The organism is Flagellimonas eckloniae, assembly GCF_001413955.1.
GTDB lineage: Bacteria > Bacteroidota > Bacteroidia > Flavobacteriales > Flavobacteriaceae > Flagellimonas > Flagellimonas eckloniae.
The window spans coordinates 2,726,863-2,747,141 of record NZ_LCTZ01000002.1; the positions used below are offsets into that span (position 1 = coordinate 2,726,863).

Sequence of the window (20,279 nt, forward strand, 5' to 3'; positions counted from 1 at the left end):
TCAGTATAAACTATGATCCGCACATCAAGCAGTCATCGTCCGCTTGGCCTTCTTTAGCTCGTGCAATCATTTCTTTCATTTCTTCTGCGCTCATTGGTTGTATATCCACTTCCTGTTGGCTTACTGGAGTAGTATCTACCTTAATTGCTTCTGCGGCCTGTGGTGTTGCAGCAACAACTTCTGCTTCTGCAGCCACACTAACAGGAACTTCTTTTTTCTTGGTATTGTCCAAAGTAAATTTAATGGCATCTACCGCTGCTTTGGTCCTCAAGTAGTACATTCCTGTTTTAAGTCCACTTTTCCAAGCATAAAAGTGCATAGAGGTCAGCTTGGAATAATTTGCATTTTCCATAAACAGGTTCAAGGATTGACTTTGGTCTATGAAGTATCCACGCTGTCTACTCATATCAATGATATCCTTCATGCTAAGCTCCCAAACCGTCTTGTACAATTCTCTAATATCTTGTGGAATGGTTTCTATATGCTGAATAGATCCGTTGGCACGCATCAATTCTTGCTTCATATTTTCGTTCCAAAGACCTAAATTCACCAAGTCTTCCAAAAGGTGCTTATTTACTACAATAAACTCTCCTGAAAGTACTCTTCGGGTATAAATGTTAGAGGTATACGGTTCAAAGCACTCATTATTGCCCAGTATTTGAGAAGTGGATGCTGTTGGCATTGGCGCCACCAACAAGGAGTTGCGAACACCATTTTTCTTAACGTCTTTTCTCAATTTAGCCCAATCCCAACGTCCAGAAAGTTCTTCGTCCTTAATTCCCCAAAGATTATGTTGAAACTCTCCTTGCTCAATTGGAGAGCCTTTGTATGATGAGTATGGCCCATCCACTTTTGCTTGCTCCATAGAAGCCGTTACTGCAGCAAAATATAGGGTTTCAAATATCTCTTGATTCAGTTTTTTAGCTTCATCGCTGGTAAATGGTAAACGCAACATTATAAATGCATCTGCCAAGCCCTGTACTCCAAGACCAATAGGTCTATGACGCATATTGGAATTTTCAGCTTCTTTGACCGGGTAGTAATTTCTATCGATTACCATATTCAAGTTCTTGGTAACTCTTTTTGTAACCTTGAACAATTCTTTATGGTCAAACTCCCCATTTTTTATAAACATGGGCAATGCGATAGAAGCCAAATTACATACCGCCACCTCATCTGGTGAGGTATATTCCAAAATCTCCGTACAAAGGTTAGAAGAGCGGATAGTCCCTAAATTCTTCTGGTTGCTCTTGCGGTTAGCAGCATCCTTGTACAACATATAAGGTGTGCCCGTTTCAATTTGAGATTCTAATATTTTTTCCCAAAGTTCACGTGCTCGTACCGTTTTACGACCTTTTCCTTCCGCTTCGTATTTTAAGTATAGTTCTTCAAACTCCTCACTGTGATGCGTAAAAAGTCCTGGGCACTCGTTAGGACACATTAATGTCCATTCTTCATTTGCTTCTACTCTTTTCATGAAAAGGTCAGAAATCCACATGGCATAGAACAAATCCCGTGCACGCATTTCTTCTTTTCCATGATTCTTTTTCAAATCGAGAAACTCATAGATATCCGCATGCCACGGCTCCATATAGATTGCAAAACTTCCTTTACGTTTTCCTCCTCCTTGATCCACATACCTGGCCGTATCATTAAATACTTGAAGCATCGGAACAATTCCGTTAGATGTACCATTGGTACCGGCGATGTAGGATCCCGTAGCTCTTACATTATGGATAGAAAGACCGATCCCACCTGCAGATTGCGAAATTTTTGCGGTTTGCTTCAACGTATCGTAAATACCATCTATACTGTCATCTTTCATTGCCAAAAGAAAGCAAGAGGACATCTGTGGTTTGGGTGTGCCGGAATTGAACAAGGTAGGTGTAGCATGAGTGAAGTACTTTTTTGACATCAACTCATATGTTTCTATGGCTGAATCCAAATCGTTCAAATGGATTCCTATGGATACACGCATCAACATGTGTTGTGGTCGCTCTGCAATATTTCCGTTCAATTTTAATAGGTATGAACGTTCCAAAGTTTTAAAACCGAAATAATCGTAGCCAAAATCACGGTTATAAATAATGGTTGAATCCAGTTTTTCTGAATTCTTGGAAATTACCTCATACACCTCATCAGATAATAGTGGTGCCTTTTTACCTGTTCTAGGGTTTACGTATTCGTACAAATCCTTCATGGTTTCCGAGAAGGATTTTTTAGTGTTTTTGTGTAGGTTCGAAACTGAAATACGAGCTGCCAATTTCGCATAATCTGGATGTGTAGTTGTCATGGTAGCGGCAATCTCTGCTGCCAAATTATCCAACTCAGATGTGGTGACACCATCATAAAGTCCTTCTATGACACGCATAGCAACTTTTAGTGGATCTACCAATCCGTTAAGACCATAACATAATTTTCTTACTCTGGCCGTGATCTTGTCAAACATGATCAGCTCTTTTCTTCCGTCTCTTTTTACTACATACATGTGGCTACTATTCTTTTTATATGATACGTTTGTTGGTTATCCCAGCATACATTTAGCGGCGCTGGAAAAATTCCATCGCACTTAGGTTAAGGTCATGAAAACACTAGGGGGTAGTGCTTTCTTAAAGGTTGGTCAATTTAAAAATCAGCGTCGAAACTGATTTTTTGTGCATCTTCATCTTTTTCTTTGTTGAGAACACCTGCCTTTTGATATTCAGACACGCGCTTTTCAAAGAAATTTGTTTTACCCTGAAGTGAAATCATATCCATGAAATCAAATGGGTTGGTGGCATTATATACTTTCTCGCATTCTAATTCTACCAATAACCTATCCGTTACAAACTCTAGGTACTGTGTCATTAGTTTTGAGTTCATTCCAATAAGACTTGCTGGAAGCGACTCGGTAATAAATTCTCTTTCAATATCAAGAGCGTCAGTCAAAATCGCAGTAATCCGCTCTTTTGGCACTTTGTTGATCAAGTGTTTGTTATGTAAATGAACCGCATAGTCACAGTGCATTCCTTCATCTCTAGAAATTAACTCGTTGGAAAATGTAAGTCCTGGCATTAGCCCCCTTTTCTTTAACCAGAAAATGGAGCAGAAGGCACCTGAAAAGAAAATTCCCTCAACAGCGGCAAATGCAATTAATCTTTCCGCAAAACTTGGAGATTCAATCCAGTTTAAGGCCCAATCTGCCTTCTTTTTTATTGCAGGAAAGTTTTCTATCGCCTTGAAAAGGATGTTTTTTTCCTTTTCATCTTTAACGTAAGTATCAATAAGCAAAGAATAGGTTTCTGAATGGATGTTCTCCATCATAATCTGAAATCCGTAGAAAAACTTTGCTTCCGCGTATTGAACTTCACTTACAAAATTCTCTGCCAAATTCTCGTTTACAATACCATCAGATGCAGCAAAAAAAGCGAGTATGTGTTTTATAAAATAACGCTCATCGTCATTTAATTTATTGTTCCAGTCCGTCAAATCCTCATGAAGATCTATTTCTTCTGCAGTCCAAAAACAAGCTTCACATTTCTTGTACCATTCCCAAAGATCATGATGTTTAATGGGAAAAATCACAAATCTATCTTCGTTTTCTTGTAATATAGGTTCTACAGTTGCTGACATAGTTTATTCTTAAAAAAGTTTATTATCCGGAAGGAAATTTCCTTGTGAACAGAGCCAACAAAGATTCAAAAATGTGATCAGATTGTAAAGTTTGTTTTACTAAAAGGGCAGCAAAGTTTTTAACACAACATGTTGAAATCTAGGTTCACAAGTGATGTTACTTGGCTTTTTGGAAATACAATTGTTGAATAAGATTTTTGGTTAGGATTAAACAATAAAAAAAGACCAAAAAGTATATCTCGGTACACTTTTTGGCCTTTTGGTTAATTTTATTGATGTTACACTACCAAAAGCACGGCCATTTCCAGTTTAACTGTGGAATACAATTTTAATCTTAGGTAGTTCCCCCGAAACCTAAAACCAAACTTTGAAACCCCAGCTCAACCGAAAAATTTTTTTTGCAAGCAGTTCTTAATAGAAGAGGTTGGTTGCTATGGCCGTACATTTAAATTGGTAATGTATATGAACTTTTATTGTGGGAGCTTGTTAGTCCGTATTTGCTACTTTCTCCCAGTTTGACTGTATTTTTAAATCCTTACTCTCTAATGTAGCAGCGTATATTAGAGCAAATATCAAAATCACGAATAACACAATGCATTTTCTCATTTTGATTTAGTTTTAAGTTGTCTCTAATTTTTGACAAGGCCAAGGTATTAAACTAAAAGCCACGTTCAAGCGCAGCATGTATGAACGGTTGGTTTTTGTGTATAATTGGTTTTTGATGTTTAACAGTTTTGCTGATTGTTGAAAAATGTATTCTCTTGTAGAAAATTTTATAGTCTTCCTTTTGCCGACCAATTTTAACCAGTTATAAGTGTAAAACGTCCATTAACACATATTTTTAAAAATCTAAACGGAATAATCCTAAATTTGATTTATATTCTATAAAAGCATGTTAGAAGCGGTTATTGTTGATGACGAGGTAAAAGCCCTGCAGAGCTTAAGTTGGGAATTGACCAATTTAAGTGACGAAGTGGATATAATTGCATCTTTTACCGATGCCCATGAGGCTCTGGACTATCTTGAACGCAATACTCCAGATTGTCTTTTTTTGGATATTGAAATGCCCGCAATGGACGGTTTTCAGTTTATAAAAAATCTGAAAAATAAAGACTTCCCCGTTGTCATTACTACGGCTTACAATCAATACGCTTTGCAGGCCTTGAAAAATGAGGCTATTGACTATTTGCTGAAACCCATTGATACGGACGATCTTCAGGTAACCATTTCAAAAATAAAAAAGCATAATACCAAAAATTTGACCGTTGAAAAATTAGAAAAAATTCTATTGAATTTCAACGCGGATTCCCATAGTAAAAAAATCACGATAAATACAGATGGCAAATTGTTGTTCTTGAACAGTGACGATATTCTCTATGCAGAATCTGATGGTAATTACAGTACAATTTTTTTAAGTGATGGCCAAAAGATTTTACTTACAAAGAAGCTAAAGGAGGTAAACACCCTATTACCGGAAAGCAGCTTTTTCAGAATTCACAATTCATATATTATCAACCTTAATAAGATAAAAGAATTTCTCAAAACTGACGGTTATGTGGTTTTAGAATCCAACCACAAGATTCCTGTCTCCCGGCAAAAAAAATCCGATTTTTTGGATATGCTGTAACTTCCCAAAACACCTGTGTATAAAATACAAGAAACAAAAAGTAAAAATCCAAATCGGCAAATAAAAGACATCCTACTGTTCTTTTCTTTCTTCTTGGCTCTATTTCCTTCTTTTGGTCAAGAAATTCCAACAACTTTTAAGGAAAAAGCGGAAAGACTGGTGCAAATGCGTCCTAAAACATACTTGACACTGGATACCGAGTTGAAATCTGAAAAGAGGGACACAACGCTATTACGGTATTTTGCCAATTTATGTGAAAAGGAAAATTATTTGGAAGGACAGGCGTATGCCCTAGATCAAATCGGCACAAAATACAGGAACATATCCCAGTATAAAAAAGCGGTGGACCTTCACCAACAAGCATTAGAGCTCTCTGAAAAGATAAATAATACCGAATTAAAGGTTTTAAGCCTAAACATGCTAGGTGTTGTTTATAGACGAACCGATGCCATTAAAACTGCATTGGACTATAATCAAAAAGCTTTGGAGCTGGCCGAAGAAGTTGAGAACCCTTCACACCATATAAAAAGGAGTATAAATGTTTCCCTGAACAGTATTGGAAATCTATATCAAGCCTTGGAACAGTATGATTTAGCAATCGTTCAGTTTAAAAGAGCCCTTAAGTTTGAAACGGAACTGGATAATAAATTGGGTTTGGCCATTAATCATCAAAATATTGGTGACTGTCTTGAGAAAAAAGGAGATTTGGAAGGTGCGCTTGAGAACTATAGAAAGTCTTTGGCCTATAACGAAGAAATCAATTCTGACTTTGGTCGTGTTATTTGTAAAAACAGCCTTGCCCAAATCTATCTTAAACAAGATATGCCCTATGCTGCCCTTGTATTATTGGAGCCACTTCATGAACAATCAAAATCAATTGGCGATTTTTTCATTACTGCCTCGATCTATATAAATACCGGATGGGCCCATACCAAACTTGGAAATTTTGACAAGGCGGGCAAATTTATAATGGATGGGTTGGAGATGTCCAAAAATCGCAACATGCCCAGCAACATTTTGTACGGCTACCAAAAACTTTCGGATTACGAAAAGGAAAGGGGGAACTACAAAGAGGCCTATGAATATTACAAAAAGGCAGATGAATATGAGAATGAAATTACAAGTGCGACCAATGTAAGGTACATGAACGACATTATTGTCCGGTATGAAGCTGATAAGAAAAATAATCAGATTTCGGTGCTGGCAAAAGAAAATGAGATTGTACGTTTACGACTAAGAAAGAACCAGACCACCTTACTTGTAAGTGCTCTTATAGTTGGGTTGATTTCCTCTATACTCTATATCCTTTATCGTCAATATCAAAGTAATAATGAGAAACGGGTTCTTTCATTGGAACAAAACATGCTACGCAGCCAAATGAACCCTCATTTTTTGTTCAACTCCCTGAATTCCATAAAATTATATATCATCAATAATGAGCAAAAAAATGCAGTTCATTATTTGAACAAATTCTCAAAGTTGATTCGTAAAATTTTAGAAGCTTCATCATTAAAGGAAATTTCCCTAGCGGAAGAATTGGAGACCGTAGAACTTTATATGAACATTGAGAACATAAGATTCTCCAATGAAATAGATTTTAAAATTTCGGTAGATGACGACATAAACATTGATAACATAAAAGTGCCTTCTCTTGCCTTACAGCCATTTTTGGAAAATTCCCTTTGGCATGGCCTTTCACCAAAAGAAGGTAAAAAAATCATTCAATTAAATATAAAAAAGAAAAAGCAAGGCTTTATATCAATAGAAATTATAGATAATGGTGTTGGGCGCGGGGCCGCGCAAACCAATAAAGAAAATAGGGTGTTAAAAAGAAAGTCTGTTGGCATCCGCATTACCAAGGAACGTTTCGCAAACTTTTCAAAGGACTATCAAAATAATTTTGTGGTAGATATTGTTGACTTATTCGATGACAAAGGAAATCCAAAAGGAACTAAAGTTATTCTTGATGTACCTACTGTTTAGAATTTTCTAAGGCCACTTCTTCCAATTCTTTATACCAAGCTTTTCCAAATTTTCTGATCAGAGCCTCCTTTACAAATTTATATACCGGCACTTTTAGTTCTTCTCCCAAACTGCATGCTGGGTCACAAATTTCCCATTTATGGTAGTTCACAGCCGTAAATTCTGAATACTCTCGGGTTCTTACCGGATACAAATGGCATGAAACTGGTTTCTTCCATTTGGTCGCACCGTTGTTATAGGCCTCCTCTAAACCACATTTGGCAATTCCATCAGTGGAAAAAATCACATAAGCACATTCACTTTCGTTCACTAAAGGAGTTTCCCATTCCCCATCTTCCCCTTTTACAAAAGCACCTTGCTCCATAATAGCGGCTACTCCTTCAGGTCGCAAATATGGCTTTACTTCTTTAAAAATATCGACCAATATCTCCGTCTCCGAATCTTCTAAAGGTGCACCATAATGACCATCTACACAACAGGCCCCCTTGCATGCACTTAAATTACAAACAAAGTCGTTTTGAATAATCTCTTCAGAAACTATGGTCTTTCCTATTTGGAACATGCTAATCCCTGCTTTTTGAACAAAGTTAATTCAAAACCAAAAAATGATGCGAACTAAACCCATTAATGTAATCCAAAAGCTCTTTTTAGACGTAAATTTGCCTGTCAAATAGAAACGTGATGAATTTTAGTTTTAAGGAGATAGTGACAGCAAGTATGGTTCTTTTTGCTGTTATAGATATTTTGGGAAGTGTTCCCATTGTTATCTCATTACGGAATAAAGTGGGGCATATTCAATCTGAAAAAGCTTCAATTGTTGCTGCATGTATTATGGTGGCTTTTCTTTTTGTGGGGGAACGAATCTTGAATTTGATCGGGATAGATGTAAACTCTTTTGCCGTAGCGGGAGCATTTGTCATTTTTTTCCTAGCTCTGGAAATGGTGTTGGGCATTACTCTTTTTAAGGATGACCAGCCAGAAAGTGCCTCTGTTGTCCCTATCGCTTTTCCACTTATTGCGGGTGCTGGTACCTTGACGTCCATTTTAGCTTTACGCGCCGAATATCATGTGGAAAACATTGTAGTGGCCATTATCATTAATATTATCTTTGTTTATCTTGTTCTAAAATCCAGCTCTAAAATAGAACGGATTTTGGGCAAGAATGGCCTTAGTGTTATTCGCAAGGTGTTTGGGGTTATCCTATTGGCGATAGCTGTAAAACTATTCGCTACAAATATCAATCAGTTATGGATGAACTGATAAACTTTTCTTAGGTATGAACAAGACGTTTAGTATTATTCTAATTCTATTGGCACTGGCACTGGTTGCCTATAATGTAACTTTAGTGGATTTTGAGAATCCTTTTCAAGGGGATAGCACTATTGCTTTAATAGGTATTGTAGCTTCATTGTGTGCAATAGTATTGCTGCTCATTTTTATGACTTCAAAAAAGATTGACAAAAAATTGAAGGAGGATTAATTTTCCAAATCCAATACTCCTATTTCGGATTGCTTAAAAATTGCTGCATCCAATTCCTTTACTTTTTCCAACATGGTATCATGTTCACCTTTAATCTGTGCCGATATGTTGGGTGAGAATAATTGTTCAGCAATATTTGCTTTTAAATAGGCCTTTATTTTGTCTTCCTGGGCGTAGAAGTCAATTTTTATTTTCCTGTTCAGCATAAATTGAATGAATTCGTCAAGCAGTATATCATCCACTCCGTATTCATCCAAAAATTGGTTTTTTGTAAACTCGGCATAGCGATTTCTATCCTTTTCCAAATGTTCAAAAATAAAACGGGAGAAGAACTCGTACGTATCATCCATGCTTTCAATAGCTTCTTCTTCATTACTTCCTATAGGCACAAAAACATCTGGAATAATACCACCACCGCCATATACAATCTTACCTTTTGGTGTCTTGAACTTTAACGAATCAGCCACTTTTATACTGTCAACAGAAATTAATTCACCACTACTATAGCGTTCCATAAAAGTTTGGTAGTAATCGCGGTGTCCTTTTTTGTATGATTTCTGGATAGAACGACCCGTTGGGGTATAATATCTAGAAACTGTTAAGCGCACTGCAGAACCATCTCCCAAATCCATTTCTCGCTGCACCAGACCTTTTCCGAAAGATCGTCTTCCTATAATGGTGCCCACATCATTGTCCTGCAAGGCACCTGCAATAATTTCACTTGCAGATGCGGAACGTTCATTGATCAGAACATAAACGGGTTTATCTTCAAAGTCGCCTTTTTTGGTGGCAAAAGCTTTTTTGATCCTTCCCTTTTTATTTTTGGTATATAAAATCAATTTGTCATCTTCCAAAAATTCATCGGCCAATTTTTCAGCTATTCCCAAATATCCTCCAGGATTATCCCTTAAATCCAAAACCAATTTTTCAGCTCCACGGAGCTTAAGTTTTTTAAGGGCATCTTTAAACTCACCAAAGGTTGATTCCGCAAAACGGTTGATTTTGATATAGCCCATATCACGGGTGAGCATATAATAGGCATCAACACTTTTTATGGGCACCCTATCACGGGTAACGGTAATGTTCATGATCTTATTCTCCGACTTTCGGAACACTTTTAAATCAACCTTACTCCCTTCTTTGCCCTTTAATGTTGAAACAACGGTGCTATTGGGTATTCTCCTCCCAAAAAGGGTGTCGCTATCCGCCATTAATATTCGGTCCCCAGGTTTTATCCCTCTAATGTAACTAGGCCCATTTTTAATGGTTCTAATTACAGTGATAGTATCTTTATACATATAGAAGCTTACCCCAATACCTACAAAATCACCTTTCATGTTTTCGGAAACTTCCTCCATCTCGCTCTTTGGAATATAGACGGAATGGGGATCTAACTTTCCCAGAATATTATTGACGGTAACATCTACAATGCTATCTGTATTTATATCGTCTACGTATTCGTAATCGATATAATCGATCAAGCGGTTTAGTTTGTCTTTTTTGGAATTGGTAGAAAACAGTTTTTCTGGAGTGTCATTAAAATGGAGTTTGCCTCCAATAAAAATTCCAATAGCCACTGCAAGAGCAATTAGGGTAGGTAAAATATAGCTGTACTTCTTTTTCATAATAAATGGTGGGGTTAAACCATTTCCTCTAAAATAGGAAGGTGATGGGTTATTACACCTGCACGTTCCAAAAATTTTAATCCAGAATCATCTTTGTATGCCTTCTGATATACTACACGTTTTATCCCGGATTGATGTATGAGCTTGCTGCATTCCCTACATGGGGATAACGTAATGTACAAGGTAGCTCCCTCACAGGATTGGGTAGAGGATGCAACTTTTGAAATCGCATTGGCCTCGGCATGCAAAACGTACCACTTGGTGTACCCTTCTTCATCTTCGCAAATGTTTTCAAAACCTGTTGGCGTTCCATTGTAACCATCAGATATAATCATTCTATCTTTTACGATAATGGCGCCAACCTGTTTTCTTTGGCAATAGGATAGTTTTCCCCATTCTTTTGCCATTCGCAAATAGGCCTTATCGTACTTCTCTTGTTTACGCTCCTTCATACATCAGAAAATATCTGATTTTTAAATAAATATACCTGCTTTGAAAGACCCTTACAATCTTATTCTATTAAATTTAACGAAGGCCTTACTTGGGAAACGTGGCAATTAGCAAGGGTATTGTAATACAGATGACCAAAATAGATGCCAAAGCAATAAAAATTTTCCTTTTTACCTTAAAAATATCCAAAACCAAAAAAGCCAACGCAAGAACGCAAAGAATTATAATAATCTGAGAAAATTCTATTCCTGTGGCAAATGCTATTAGGGGCATCACTTTTTCTTCCTCTTCGGCCATAAGTAATTTGAAGTAATTGGAGAATCCAAAGCCATGAACAAGACCAAAAAAAGCCGTTGCCAATACATGTGGATACATACTGGGCATTTTTGTCTCCTTAACCACATAAGTGAAATTATACAACGCGGTCAATAAAATGGTAACGGGGATAAAGAATTCTATGAGTCCTGCATCAACCGTAAAAATATCAAAGGCAGAAAGTGCCAGTGAAGTACAATGGGTTAATGTAAAGATTGTTGCCAGAACAATCACTTGTTTCCAATTTTTGAATGTGAACGGCACTGCCAAAGCAGCTAAAAAAAGAATATGATCATAGGCACCAAAATCCAGCACATGATCTAATCCTAACTTTATATAAAACCAAAATTCTTGCATAGTTCTTTATTATGAAATTCCACGTTCCTGCTGAATAACCTCATAGGCCTTTTGTACCTCCTTAAACTTTTCTTCGGCCCCTTTTTTTATGGCTTCATTTTCGGTGACAACCTTATCCGGATGATATTTTTTCGCCATGGTTCGGTATGCTTTTTTTACCTCATCGTCCGTTACCGTTTTTTCTATCTCTAAAATTTTGTAGGCATTGTCAGCAGATTTGATGAACATGGCCATAATACTTTCAAAATCATGTTGCCCAATTCGCAAGTAGCCTGCAAGTTCTTTGAGTTTGATAACTTCAGCCTTACTTACCTGACCATCGGCCTGTGCAATTCCAAAAAGAAAATGAAGCAACTGTAATCGGACTTCGTAACGCGTGCGTTGCACCAAATAAGAACAGATACGTTGTGCCGAAACCTCCCGCTTTTTAATTACTTCATTGAAGGTTCTAAAGATTGCGTTCGCTTTTTCCTTTCCATAAGTGCTTAAAAAATACTGTCGCACATAATCCAATTCCCGTTGGCTTACTTGCCCATCAGCTTTGATTATAATAGAACAGAGAGACAACAAATTCAGTTCAAAATCTGCCGGAGAAACATTTTGTTGCGTGAAATCTCGAAAAACAGTTCTTCCGCCTCCTTTGCTGCCTCCAAGATTATCAAGCAGACTTCCAACAATAAACCCCAAAACAGCTCCTGGAAAACGAAGTATAAAATAGCCAAGAAATGCAGCTACCCATTTAATCATCTTAAAAAATTTAAAGGTCAAATATAGGCTTTTGACCTAGAAATAAAGCCCAAACTGATGTTAAGGCCCTCGAAAAAATACGACAAAAGCCGTATCTTTGAATGTTTAAATAAAATTCGAGACTATGTATCCAGAAGAATTGGTAAAACCTATGAGAGCTGATCTAGCTTCTGCTGGGTTTGAAGAGTTATATACAAGCGAAGCTGTGGAAGATGCCCTTAAGCAAGACGGAACTACTTTGGTAGTGGTAAATTCTGTTTGTGGGTGTGCCGCTGCCAATGCAAGACCAGCTGCAAAGCTAAGTTTACAGAACAACAAAAAACCAAATAATTTGGTTACTGTTTTTGCGGGAGTTGATACAGATGCTGTTGATACGGCAAGAAACCATATGGTGCCTTTCCCACCATCATCGCCAAGTATGGCGCTTTTCAGGGATGGGGAATTGGTTCACATGATTGAAAGACACCATATTGAAGGAAGACCTGCAGAAATGATTGCTGAAAATTTAATGGAAGCCTATAACGAGTTCTGCTAAACTTCAATTAAAAAAATGTTTTAAAACCACCTCTATCCAGGTGGTTTTTTATTTTTGGTGTCATGGATAAAAAAGTAATTGTGATTGGTGCTACTTCAGGAATTGGAAAGGAACTTGCTCTTGTTTTATCTCAAAATGATTACTTGGTAGGTATTACCGGTAGACGAGAACCTATGTTAACGGAGCTCACAAAAAATAACCCAAATTCCTTTGTGCCAAAAACTTTTGATTGCACCGAAGAAAATACACTAACATTCCTCAATGAACTGCTTGCCGATTTAGGAGGATTGGACCTTCTTGTTCTTTCCTCTGGTACGGGGGACCTAAATGACAGCCTTGAATACGCCATTGAGGATAGGACAAACCAATTAAATGTCATTGCCTTTACCAATATTATCGGATGGGCCTTTAATTTATTTCAAGAACAGGGATATGGGCATTTAGTGGCAATAAGTTCCATTGCTGGGTTACGTGGAAGCAGAATAGCTCCATCCTATAATGCATCCAAAGCATACCAAATCAATTATTTGGAAGGGCTTCGTCAAAAAGCAAAGAAATCAAAATTAAAAATTACCATAACTGATATTCGCCCTGGGTTTGTGGATACCCCAATGGCAAAAGGGGAAGGACAGTTTTGGGTGGCTTCGCCAAAAAAAGCGGCAAAACAACTCTACCTGGCCATTAAAAGAAAAAAAGATATAGCCTACATTACCAAAAGGTGGCGATTGATTGCTATTATTGTTAAGATTTTACCAAATTGGCTCTATAAAAGAATGTAACCTTGCAAAAACTACTTTCATACCCTCTCACTATCCTCTTTTTTATTTTTTTTGGATTTACCTTGATTGTATTTCATCCCATTCAATGGTTCTGTCTAAATGTTTTAGGTTATGATGCGCACAAAAGAACCGTGAGTATCCTTAACTGGTTTTTAATGCGGTGTACCAATATTCTTGGCACACGATATAGATTTGAAAACAAACAGGACATTCCAACAGACAGACCTCTGATTATCGTTACCAATCATCAAAGCATGTACGACATTCCTCCCATAATTTGGTACATGCGAAAACATCATCCCAAGTTTGTTGCAAAAAAAGAATTGGGCAAGGGTATTCCAAGTGTTTCCTATAACCTTAGGCATGGTGGTGGTGCCCTGATCGATAGAAAGGATGGTAAACAGGCCATTCTTGAAATAGGAAGGTTGGGAGCATATATTGAAAAACATAATAGAAGTGCTGTGATTTTTCCGGAAGGAACCCGAAGCAGAACCGGCAAACCCAAACCTTTTAAACCCTTGGGGCTTAAAATTTTGATGAAAAAATCCCCATCTGCCTTACTTGTTCCAATAACCATCAACAACTCTTGGAAGATTCTTAAATATGGTAAATTCCCCATGGGTATTGGTGCTTATCTAAAATTTAAGGTTCATCCTCCAATTGAAAATACCGGAAACGCGGATGAATTAATTGCTCAAGTAGAAAAACAAATTACGGGAAGTATAATCCTAACAGAATGATGCATTCAGAAATCATTGAAAAAACCATAACTTTTGTAAAAGACACCCTTAAAAATGCAGAAGGCGGCCATGATTGGTTTCATATTGAACGTGTTTTCAATACCACAAAATCAATCGCCAGACATGAACAGGTAGATGGACTGGTGGTTGAATTGGCAGCGCTCTTGCATGATATTGCCGACCCAAAATTCCATAACGGTGATGAAAGCGTAGGACCCAAAACTGCCCAAGATTTTCTGAATTCCATAAAGGTTGATGAAAAAACCATAGCTCATGTGGTAAAAATTATTCAGCACATGTCTTTTAAAAACAGTTTGGAAAAAAACCAAAAAGCATTCTCTTCCGAAGAGTTAAAGTTAGTGCAAGATGCAGATCGTTTAGATGCCATAGGAGCAATCGGTGTAGCCAGAGCTTTTAACTATGGCGGTTTTAAAAACAGGGAATTGCACAATCCTTCCATACCTCCTAATCCCAAGATGACAAAAGAGGAATACAAAAAGTCAAATGCTCCGACTATCAACCATTTTTATGAAAAATTGTTGCTACTCAAAGACCAAATGAACACAGAAACGGGCAAAAAGCTGGCCAAAGAGCGGCATCAATTTATGTTGGATTACCTAGACCAGTTCTATAAAGAATGGAATGGGGAACAACTGCCCTAGTCTATTGTTGTTTTTTGTATCTTCAATGCAACGTCAAATTCAACCAAAATGCAAAGAAGAAAGTTTCTAAAAAACACCGCAGCGGCATCTGCCGCTTTTTCCATAGTTCCAAGTCACGTATTGGGAAAGACCCATATTCCACCAAGTGATACACTTTATGTTGCCGCTTTTGGAGTTGGGGGTCGTGGTAATGGGGTAATTAAGGGGCTTGCTGCCACCGAAAAGGTAAAGTTTGTGGCTTTTTGTGACGTTGATGACCGCAGGGCTCAGGGAACCTATGAACTTTTCCCGGATGTAAAACGATATAAAGATTTTAGAAAGGTCTATAAAAAACACTTAAAAGACATTGATGCTGTTATGGTTGCAACTCCAGACCATACCCATGCTACCATTGCACTTCCTTTTATGCGTGAAAAGAAACATGCTTATGTTGAGAAACCTTTGACACATAATATTCATGAGGCCAGATTGATGACTAAAGTTGCTGCAGAAAACGGAATCGTTACGCAAATGGGCAACCAAGGAGCTTCCAGTGATGATAGTAGAATTGCGCGCGAATGGGTTGAATCTGGAATTATAGGAAAAATACATACTATTGATTGTTGGACAAATAGACCCGTGTGGCCACAAGGAGTTCCCATTCCTTCAGAAAAACAACAAATTCCCAAGGAGTTGGATTGGGACCTTTGGCTTGGTCCAGCTGCAATGCGTGATTACAATGCGGCATATTTGCCATTTAAATGGCGCGGTTGGTGGGATTTTGGAACAGGTGCCTTGGGGGATATGGGATGCCACATTATGGAGACTCCCTTTAGTGTTTTGAATTTAGGCTATCCAAAAGAAGCTGAAGCCAGTTGCACCACTGTTTGGGTAGATGATTTTGTGGAGGCCGACTACAGTCCTTCATGCCCTCCATCTTCTAAAATCCATTTAAAGTTTGAGCATGAACACCACGGAGATATTGCGCTAAATTGGTATGATGGGGGAATAAAGCCAAACCTTCCCGATGAATTGAAAGACAACGAGACCATTGGTGATGGTGGTGGCGGAACCATTATGTATGGTGACAAAGGAATCATTGTTACGGACACCTACTCAAGAAATGCACGTTTGTTGCCCTCTGAAATGATGGATCTTTACAAATCCCCAGCACCCAAATATCCAAGAGTTCCGGGAAGTATGGATGGACATATCGCTAATTTTGTTGATGGGTGTATGAATGGAGTCGAAACTTCTTCTGACTTCGCAAAAGCCGGACCACTAACGGAAACCGTTCTTATGGGCAACTTGGCTGTAAAAGCATATCAATACAAAGAATTGAAAGAAGGCAAAAAAATTGGTGATTGGGCTCCTTATGCCTACCCTGGTCAGCGAAAGTTACTTTGGGATGGTGAGAATATGAGAATCACCAATTACGAAAAGGCAAACGAGTGGGTAACACGGGATTATCGAAAAGGTTGGGAATTGACTTAATATTTAAAATATGTCTGCCAATAAAAGAGTCTTAGTTTCTGTATCCTTTTACACTGTCTTATTTATTGTTTCAGTCATCCTATTTTTCAACACTAAATTTACAGGTAATGATGCGGCCGGAAATGGTATGGCAAGTGGCCTGACTTTTTTATTTGGTCTACTAGGTTTATTTATAGTTGCACTGATCTTAACGGTCATTAATGCATTTTCTTTCAAAAATATTTCCCAGTATTGGATTAAATTGCTTTTTTTTATTCCACTAATCCTTCCTTTATCAGTTCTTGCAGCTGAATATTTTCAAACAGGTATACCTAAGGAGCCTTCAATAAAGGAACAAGAGCATAGGCTAACAATTCAAATTAAAACAACGGAAAAGCTAGAGAACCCCAAGCTTTCATTTATGTCGTCTAAAGGCAGCTATAACAGTAAATTAACCTATAAAAAAACAGAGGGAAGTTTTTACATTTATGAAAAGAGTACTGTTATTGTTTTTGAGAGTGACAGAAATTTTTACATTAGTTCAAATAAAATTAAAACCCAGCGGTATTATTTGGAAATCCCATATGAACCTAAAATCATTCCATATACCGATTGGAAAAACCTCCTAGGAACAGAGAGTAACATAAACGAACCCCTAAAGCTTGAATTTAGATATACAATTACCAAATCAAACAACCAATAATGTTAGAGAAATAGGACCAGTTTCTTTTGCAAATGCTTCCTAACAAGTTTATTTTCAGTGAATTCAATTGCTTTTTTTAGGGTACCGGTATAATCAGAATGTTTCAGTTCGAAAAGCAGCTCAGCTTTTATCGCATAATACAAGCCTGATTTGCTAAAATCCGTTCTGTTTGCTAAGTTATTAAGTTCTAAAAGAGCCTTTTTTGATCCATGAAGCTTTTCAAAAGACACAATTCTGTTTAAAGCCAGCATAGGCGAATATTGAGCCTTTAATTGGATGTCATAAAGCTCCAAAATGCTCTTCCAATCCGTTTCTAGAAATGTTTCGGCCACACAATGGTAGTATGATCTCGCAGCCTCTAGATGATAGTTTGAAGGCAACCTATTTTCTGTTCCTGAATTCTCGAGGTGTTGAATCCCAATTCTAATGAGTTCCCGATTGTATTTAGATCGATTTTGGTACTCCAAGGTTACCAGTTCCCCTTTTTCGTTAATCCGTGCATCAAAACGGGATGCGTGAAAGCAGATTAATGCTATCAAAGCATCTAAATTAGGGTGTTTGCAATACTTGTTTTCCCTTAATAAAAGAGCGAGTCGCAAGGCTTCATAACTAATATCCCTTTTTAACACCTGTGATCCCGTGGTTGCGGAATAGCCCTCTGAAAACAATAAATAGATCACCCGAAGCACCTTAAAAAGGCGGGATTGCAATCCCATTTCAACAGGAATCTGTAAAAACTGCACCTCTTCTCTAAACTTTTTCTTCGCCCTTGTGAAGGACTTGGCAACCGTCTCTTCCTTTTTCAAAAGGGCCTCCGCCAATTCTTTGTTGCTAAAACCACCAATTAGTTTTAAACTTAGAATGATTTGATACTCCTCTGAAAGGGATGGATGGCAACAAGCAAAAATGAGTTGAAGTTGACTATCAGAAATGGCATTTTCGGGCAAAAGCTCACCATTAGAACTATCCGTATGCTTTTCCAACAAATTGTTTTCCTCTAAAAAAGAAGATTTTTTTTGTTTTCGCAGTACATCTATAAGTGAATTGCTGGCCACACTATACAACCAAGCCGTTGGCTTGTCAGGAACCTCTTTATAAGCCCAAACCTGCATGGCTTTTAAAAAAGTATCCTGAACAGCATCTTCAATCCGTTCTAAATTTGAAATTCCAAACTTATGGGTAAGCACCGCCACTACCTTTCCATATTCATTTCGGAAGAGATGGTCTATAGTATTGGTTAGGTTATTGGGTTGCATAGGGTTTATAAAAGAGCCTGATAAAAATCAGGCTCTTTAGTATTAATTATTGGGTTGCTGAACGTCCATTGAAGTGATTTCTCTAATTTCCAAGATACTATTTTCGAAGTTAAAATGCGGATTCCCTTTTGATATTTCCACTGCTTCATCAATATCTTTTGCAATTACAATGGTATACCCTCCAACTACCTCCACTCCTTCTGCAAAGGGCCCATTCGTAATCAAACCCCCTTTTATATGCACAACCTTGCCTTCTTGGGAGAGTGGGAGTCCTTCTACAAGTTTTCCCTGTTCTTTTAATCGTCCCAACCATTTCTCCCAATCCTTGGTCAAATCTTCCTTTTCTTCTTGGGATAACTTGTTATAGTCATCATATCCGCCTCTAAACAGATATAAAAAATTACTCATACATTATTTGATTTAATGCCCATCCATAGAGTGGATTTCACGTACCTCAACATTGCTTCCTTCATAGTCAAAAATTGGGCATCCTTTAGATATTTCAACAGCTTCGTCCATATCTTTTGCAGATACAATTAAATACCCTCCTACTACCTCTGCTCCTTCGGCAAAAGGTCCATTGGTCACCAATTCCCCTCTATTGTGCACTACTCTTCCATCCGCGCCCAAGGGGAGCCCATCCAAGAGATGGCCTTTTTCTTTTAGACCACCCATCCATTCTCCCCATACCTGCATATGGGCTTGTTTCTCTTCCTGTGACAATTGGTTGAAGTTTTCGTCTCCTCCCCTGAATAAATACAAAAAATTGCTCATTGGTTTTAGTTTTATGTTCGTCCATGACAAACTGATTTATACTTTGTTTACGTTCTTATGACGAAGGTCAAAGTACAAATTGGACAATCTTTATAAATTTATTTAAAATAATTTCATTTGGCCAGTTTTATATTGGTCATGAAGCTCTTTGTTAAGCTTTGGAAAACTTTTGTTCTTAAAATAACGCAGTCTAGCCAATCTTGCCATATCATGAATCTGTGTAGCTACTTTACCCTCTCCTCTATTACGAAGTCCAAATCTGCTATCGTTGATAGAACCGCCATGGCAATCCTGAATTAGGTGCAGCACCTTTTCCGCTCTATCCGGCATCGCTTTTTTTATCCAATCTGTAAAAATTTGACCAATGGCGCCATTCAATCTAACTACAGTAAATGCAAACGAGGATGCTCCATTATCGGAAACAGCTTTGGCAAGCTTAAGTATTTCATGGCTGTTGATTCCCGGTATCATAGGTGCCAACATTGCATTTACCGGAATGTTGTTTTCTGATAATATTCTTATGGTTTTTAATCGCTTTTGAATGGAAGCTGTTCTGGGTTCTAGTTTTCTTCTCGTCTTTTCTGAAAGAGAGGTCACCGAAATATTTACTCCCACCAGCTGATGGGAGGTCAATTCTTTTAAAATGTCCAAATCTCTAAGAATCAATGCATTTTTGGTGATTATTCCGACAGGGTGTCTATATTTTAGAAAGATTTCGAGACATTTCCTGGTGATTTCAAATTTCTTTTCTGCGGGTTGATAGCAATCCGTATTACCCGACATAACAATGGTCTGCGCTTTCCAATTTTTGTGTCTGATTTTGGCTTCCAACAATTCGGGAGCTGATTTTTTAACCAAAATCTTTCGCTCAAAATCAAGTCCAGCACTATACCCCCAATATTCATGGGCATTTCGGGCATAGCAATAAATACATCCATGTTCACAACCCTGATAGGGGTTCATGGAAAACATCATTCCCACATCTGGGCTATCTACCTTATTTACAATTGTTTTTGGAAAAATGGGAATGTATTCGGTTTTGTTGTTTCCGGCTTCTTCACCCTCCAACCTGCAAAACTCCAAGAAATCTTCACGTTGTTCATACACATGTTGAAGAAACCTGTTTGGGGTATTTTTTTGGGCACCACGCCCTTTGAGAAATTCTTTGTGATTCAATTTATT

Annotated in this window: 21 protein-coding genes; 10 read left to right on the forward strand and 11 right to left on the reverse strand. The window is 37.8% G+C overall.

Features of this window, described 5'->3' with window-relative positions:
• Positions 1-10: 10 nt before the first annotated feature.
• Entirely contained in the window at positions 11-2,488 is a 2,478-nt protein-coding gene (locus AAY42_RS11670) for a ribonucleoside-diphosphate reductase subunit alpha (protein WP_055395388.1), read from the reverse strand.
• A 137-nt stretch (positions 2,489-2,625) separates the two neighbouring features.
• Entirely contained in the window at positions 2,626-3,612 is a 987-nt protein-coding gene (locus AAY42_RS11675) for a ribonucleotide-diphosphate reductase subunit beta (protein WP_055395390.1), read from the reverse strand.
• Positions 3,613-4,504: 892 nt separating this feature from the next.
• On the opposite strand from AAY42_RS11675, the gene AAY42_RS11680 reads away from it, so the two are divergent.
• Together AAY42_RS11680 and AAY42_RS11685 are read left to right on the forward strand one after the other, a co-directional pair.
• A complete protein-coding gene (locus tag AAY42_RS11680) occupies positions 4,505-5,239 on the forward strand; it encodes a LytR/AlgR family response regulator transcription factor (protein ID WP_055395392.1) in 735 nt (244 codons plus the stop codon).
• A 15-nt stretch (positions 5,240-5,254) separates the two neighbouring features.
• Positions 5,255-7,222, forward strand: a complete 1,968-nt coding sequence (locus AAY42_RS11685; protein ID WP_082433418.1) for a tetratricopeptide repeat-containing sensor histidine kinase — start codon at positions 5,255-5,257, stop codon at positions 7,220-7,222.
• Here the strand turns inward: AAY42_RS11685 and AAY42_RS11690 are convergent.
• A complete protein-coding gene (locus AAY42_RS11690; protein WP_055395395.1) occupies positions 7,212-7,784 on the reverse strand; it encodes a DUF3109 family protein in 573 nt (190 codons plus the stop codon). The genes AAY42_RS11685 and AAY42_RS11690 overlap by 11 nt on opposite strands.
• Positions 7,785-7,903: 119 nt before the next feature.
• Between AAY42_RS11690 and AAY42_RS11695 the strand changes: the two genes are divergently transcribed.
• Entirely contained in the window at positions 7,904-8,482 is a 579-nt protein-coding gene (locus AAY42_RS11695) for a MarC family protein (protein WP_055395397.1), read from the forward strand.
• Between the two features lie 16 nt (positions 8,483-8,498).
• The gene (locus AAY42_RS11700) at positions 8,499-8,702 is read left to right on the forward strand and encodes a hypothetical protein (protein ID WP_055395400.1); all 204 of its coding nucleotides are present in this window, start codon (positions 8,499-8,501) and stop codon (positions 8,700-8,702) included.
• Here AAY42_RS11700 and AAY42_RS11705 read toward each other — a convergent pair.
• The 4 genes from AAY42_RS11705 to AAY42_RS11720 all read right to left on the reverse strand — a co-directional run bounded on the left by AAY42_RS11705 (position 8,699) and on the right by AAY42_RS11720 (position 12,196).
• Positions 8,699-10,327 (reverse strand): S41 family peptidase, encoded by a 1,629-nt coding sequence (locus tag AAY42_RS11705; RefSeq protein ID WP_055395402.1) that lies wholly within the window; start codon positions 10,325-10,327, stop codon positions 8,699-8,701. The two genes, AAY42_RS11700 and AAY42_RS11705, sit on opposite strands and share 4 nt — an antisense overlap.
• Before the next feature lie 14 nt (positions 10,328-10,341).
• Complete coding sequence (locus tag AAY42_RS11710; protein WP_055395403.1) at positions 10,342-10,779, reverse strand: deoxycytidylate deaminase; 438 nt, start codon at positions 10,777-10,779, stop codon at positions 10,342-10,344.
• Between the two features lie 85 nt (positions 10,780-10,864).
• Complete coding sequence (locus AAY42_RS11715) at positions 10,865-11,449, reverse strand: HupE/UreJ family protein (protein ID WP_055395405.1); 585 nt, start codon at positions 11,447-11,449, stop codon at positions 10,865-10,867.
• 9 nt (positions 11,450-11,458) lie between these two features.
• Positions 11,459-12,196 (reverse strand): TerB family tellurite resistance protein, encoded by a 738-nt coding sequence (locus tag AAY42_RS11720; protein WP_055395408.1) that lies wholly within the window; start codon positions 12,194-12,196, stop codon positions 11,459-11,461.
• Positions 12,197-12,320: 124 nt separating this feature from the next.
• On the opposite strand from AAY42_RS11720, the gene AAY42_RS11725 reads away from it, so the two are divergent.
• The 6 genes from AAY42_RS11725 to AAY42_RS11750 all read left to right on the forward strand — a co-directional run bounded on the left by AAY42_RS11725 (position 12,321) and on the right by AAY42_RS11750 (position 17,067).
• Positions 12,321-12,731: a BrxA/BrxB family bacilliredoxin gene (locus AAY42_RS11725; RefSeq protein ID WP_055395409.1), complete on the forward strand. Its 411-nt coding sequence runs from the start codon at positions 12,321-12,323 to the stop codon at positions 12,729-12,731.
• A gap of 62 nt (positions 12,732-12,793) precedes the next feature.
• Complete coding sequence (locus tag AAY42_RS11730; protein WP_055395411.1) at positions 12,794-13,510, forward strand: SDR family NAD(P)-dependent oxidoreductase; 717 nt, start codon at positions 12,794-12,796, stop codon at positions 13,508-13,510.
• Between the two features lie 2 nt (positions 13,511-13,512).
• Positions 13,513-14,250 carry a lysophospholipid acyltransferase family protein gene (locus AAY42_RS11735; RefSeq protein ID WP_055395413.1) on the forward strand — a complete coding sequence of 246 codons (738 nt, stop codon included), beginning with the start codon at positions 13,513-13,515 and terminating at the stop codon, positions 14,248-14,250.
• The gene (locus AAY42_RS11740; protein ID WP_055395415.1) at positions 14,247-14,912 is read left to right on the forward strand and encodes an HD domain-containing protein; all 666 of its coding nucleotides are present in this window, start codon (positions 14,247-14,249) and stop codon (positions 14,910-14,912) included. Before AAY42_RS11735 ends, AAY42_RS11740 begins: the two co-directional genes overlap by 4 nt.
• Positions 14,913-14,960: 48 nt before the next feature.
• Positions 14,961-16,385, forward strand: a complete 1,425-nt coding sequence (locus AAY42_RS11745) for a Gfo/Idh/MocA family protein (protein ID WP_055395417.1) — start codon at positions 14,961-14,963, stop codon at positions 16,383-16,385.
• A gap of 10 nt (positions 16,386-16,395) precedes the next feature.
• A complete protein-coding gene (locus AAY42_RS11750; RefSeq protein ID WP_055395419.1) occupies positions 16,396-17,067 on the forward strand; it encodes a hypothetical protein in 672 nt (223 codons plus the stop codon).
• Between the two features lie 2 nt (positions 17,068-17,069).
• On the opposite strand, the gene AAY42_RS11755 is transcribed toward AAY42_RS11750, so the two are convergent.
• From AAY42_RS11755 to AAY42_RS11770, 4 genes are all read right to left on the reverse strand, one after another.
• Positions 17,070-18,323, reverse strand: a complete 1,254-nt coding sequence (locus AAY42_RS11755) for an RNA polymerase sigma factor (protein ID WP_055395421.1) — start codon at positions 18,321-18,323, stop codon at positions 17,070-17,072.
• Between the two features lie 42 nt (positions 18,324-18,365).
• Positions 18,366-18,731 (reverse strand): YciI family protein, encoded by a 366-nt coding sequence (locus AAY42_RS11760; RefSeq protein WP_055395423.1) that lies wholly within the window; start codon positions 18,729-18,731, stop codon positions 18,366-18,368.
• A 12-nt stretch (positions 18,732-18,743) separates the two neighbouring features.
• A complete protein-coding gene (locus AAY42_RS11765; RefSeq protein ID WP_055395425.1) occupies positions 18,744-19,097 on the reverse strand; it encodes a YciI family protein in 354 nt (117 codons plus the stop codon).
• 102 nt (positions 19,098-19,199) lie between these two features.
• On the reverse strand, positions 19,200-20,273 hold the full coding sequence (locus AAY42_RS11770) for a PA0069 family radical SAM protein (protein WP_055395427.1): 1,074 nt from the start codon (positions 20,271-20,273) through the stop codon (positions 19,200-19,202).
• Positions 20,274-20,279 lie beyond the last annotated feature (6 nt).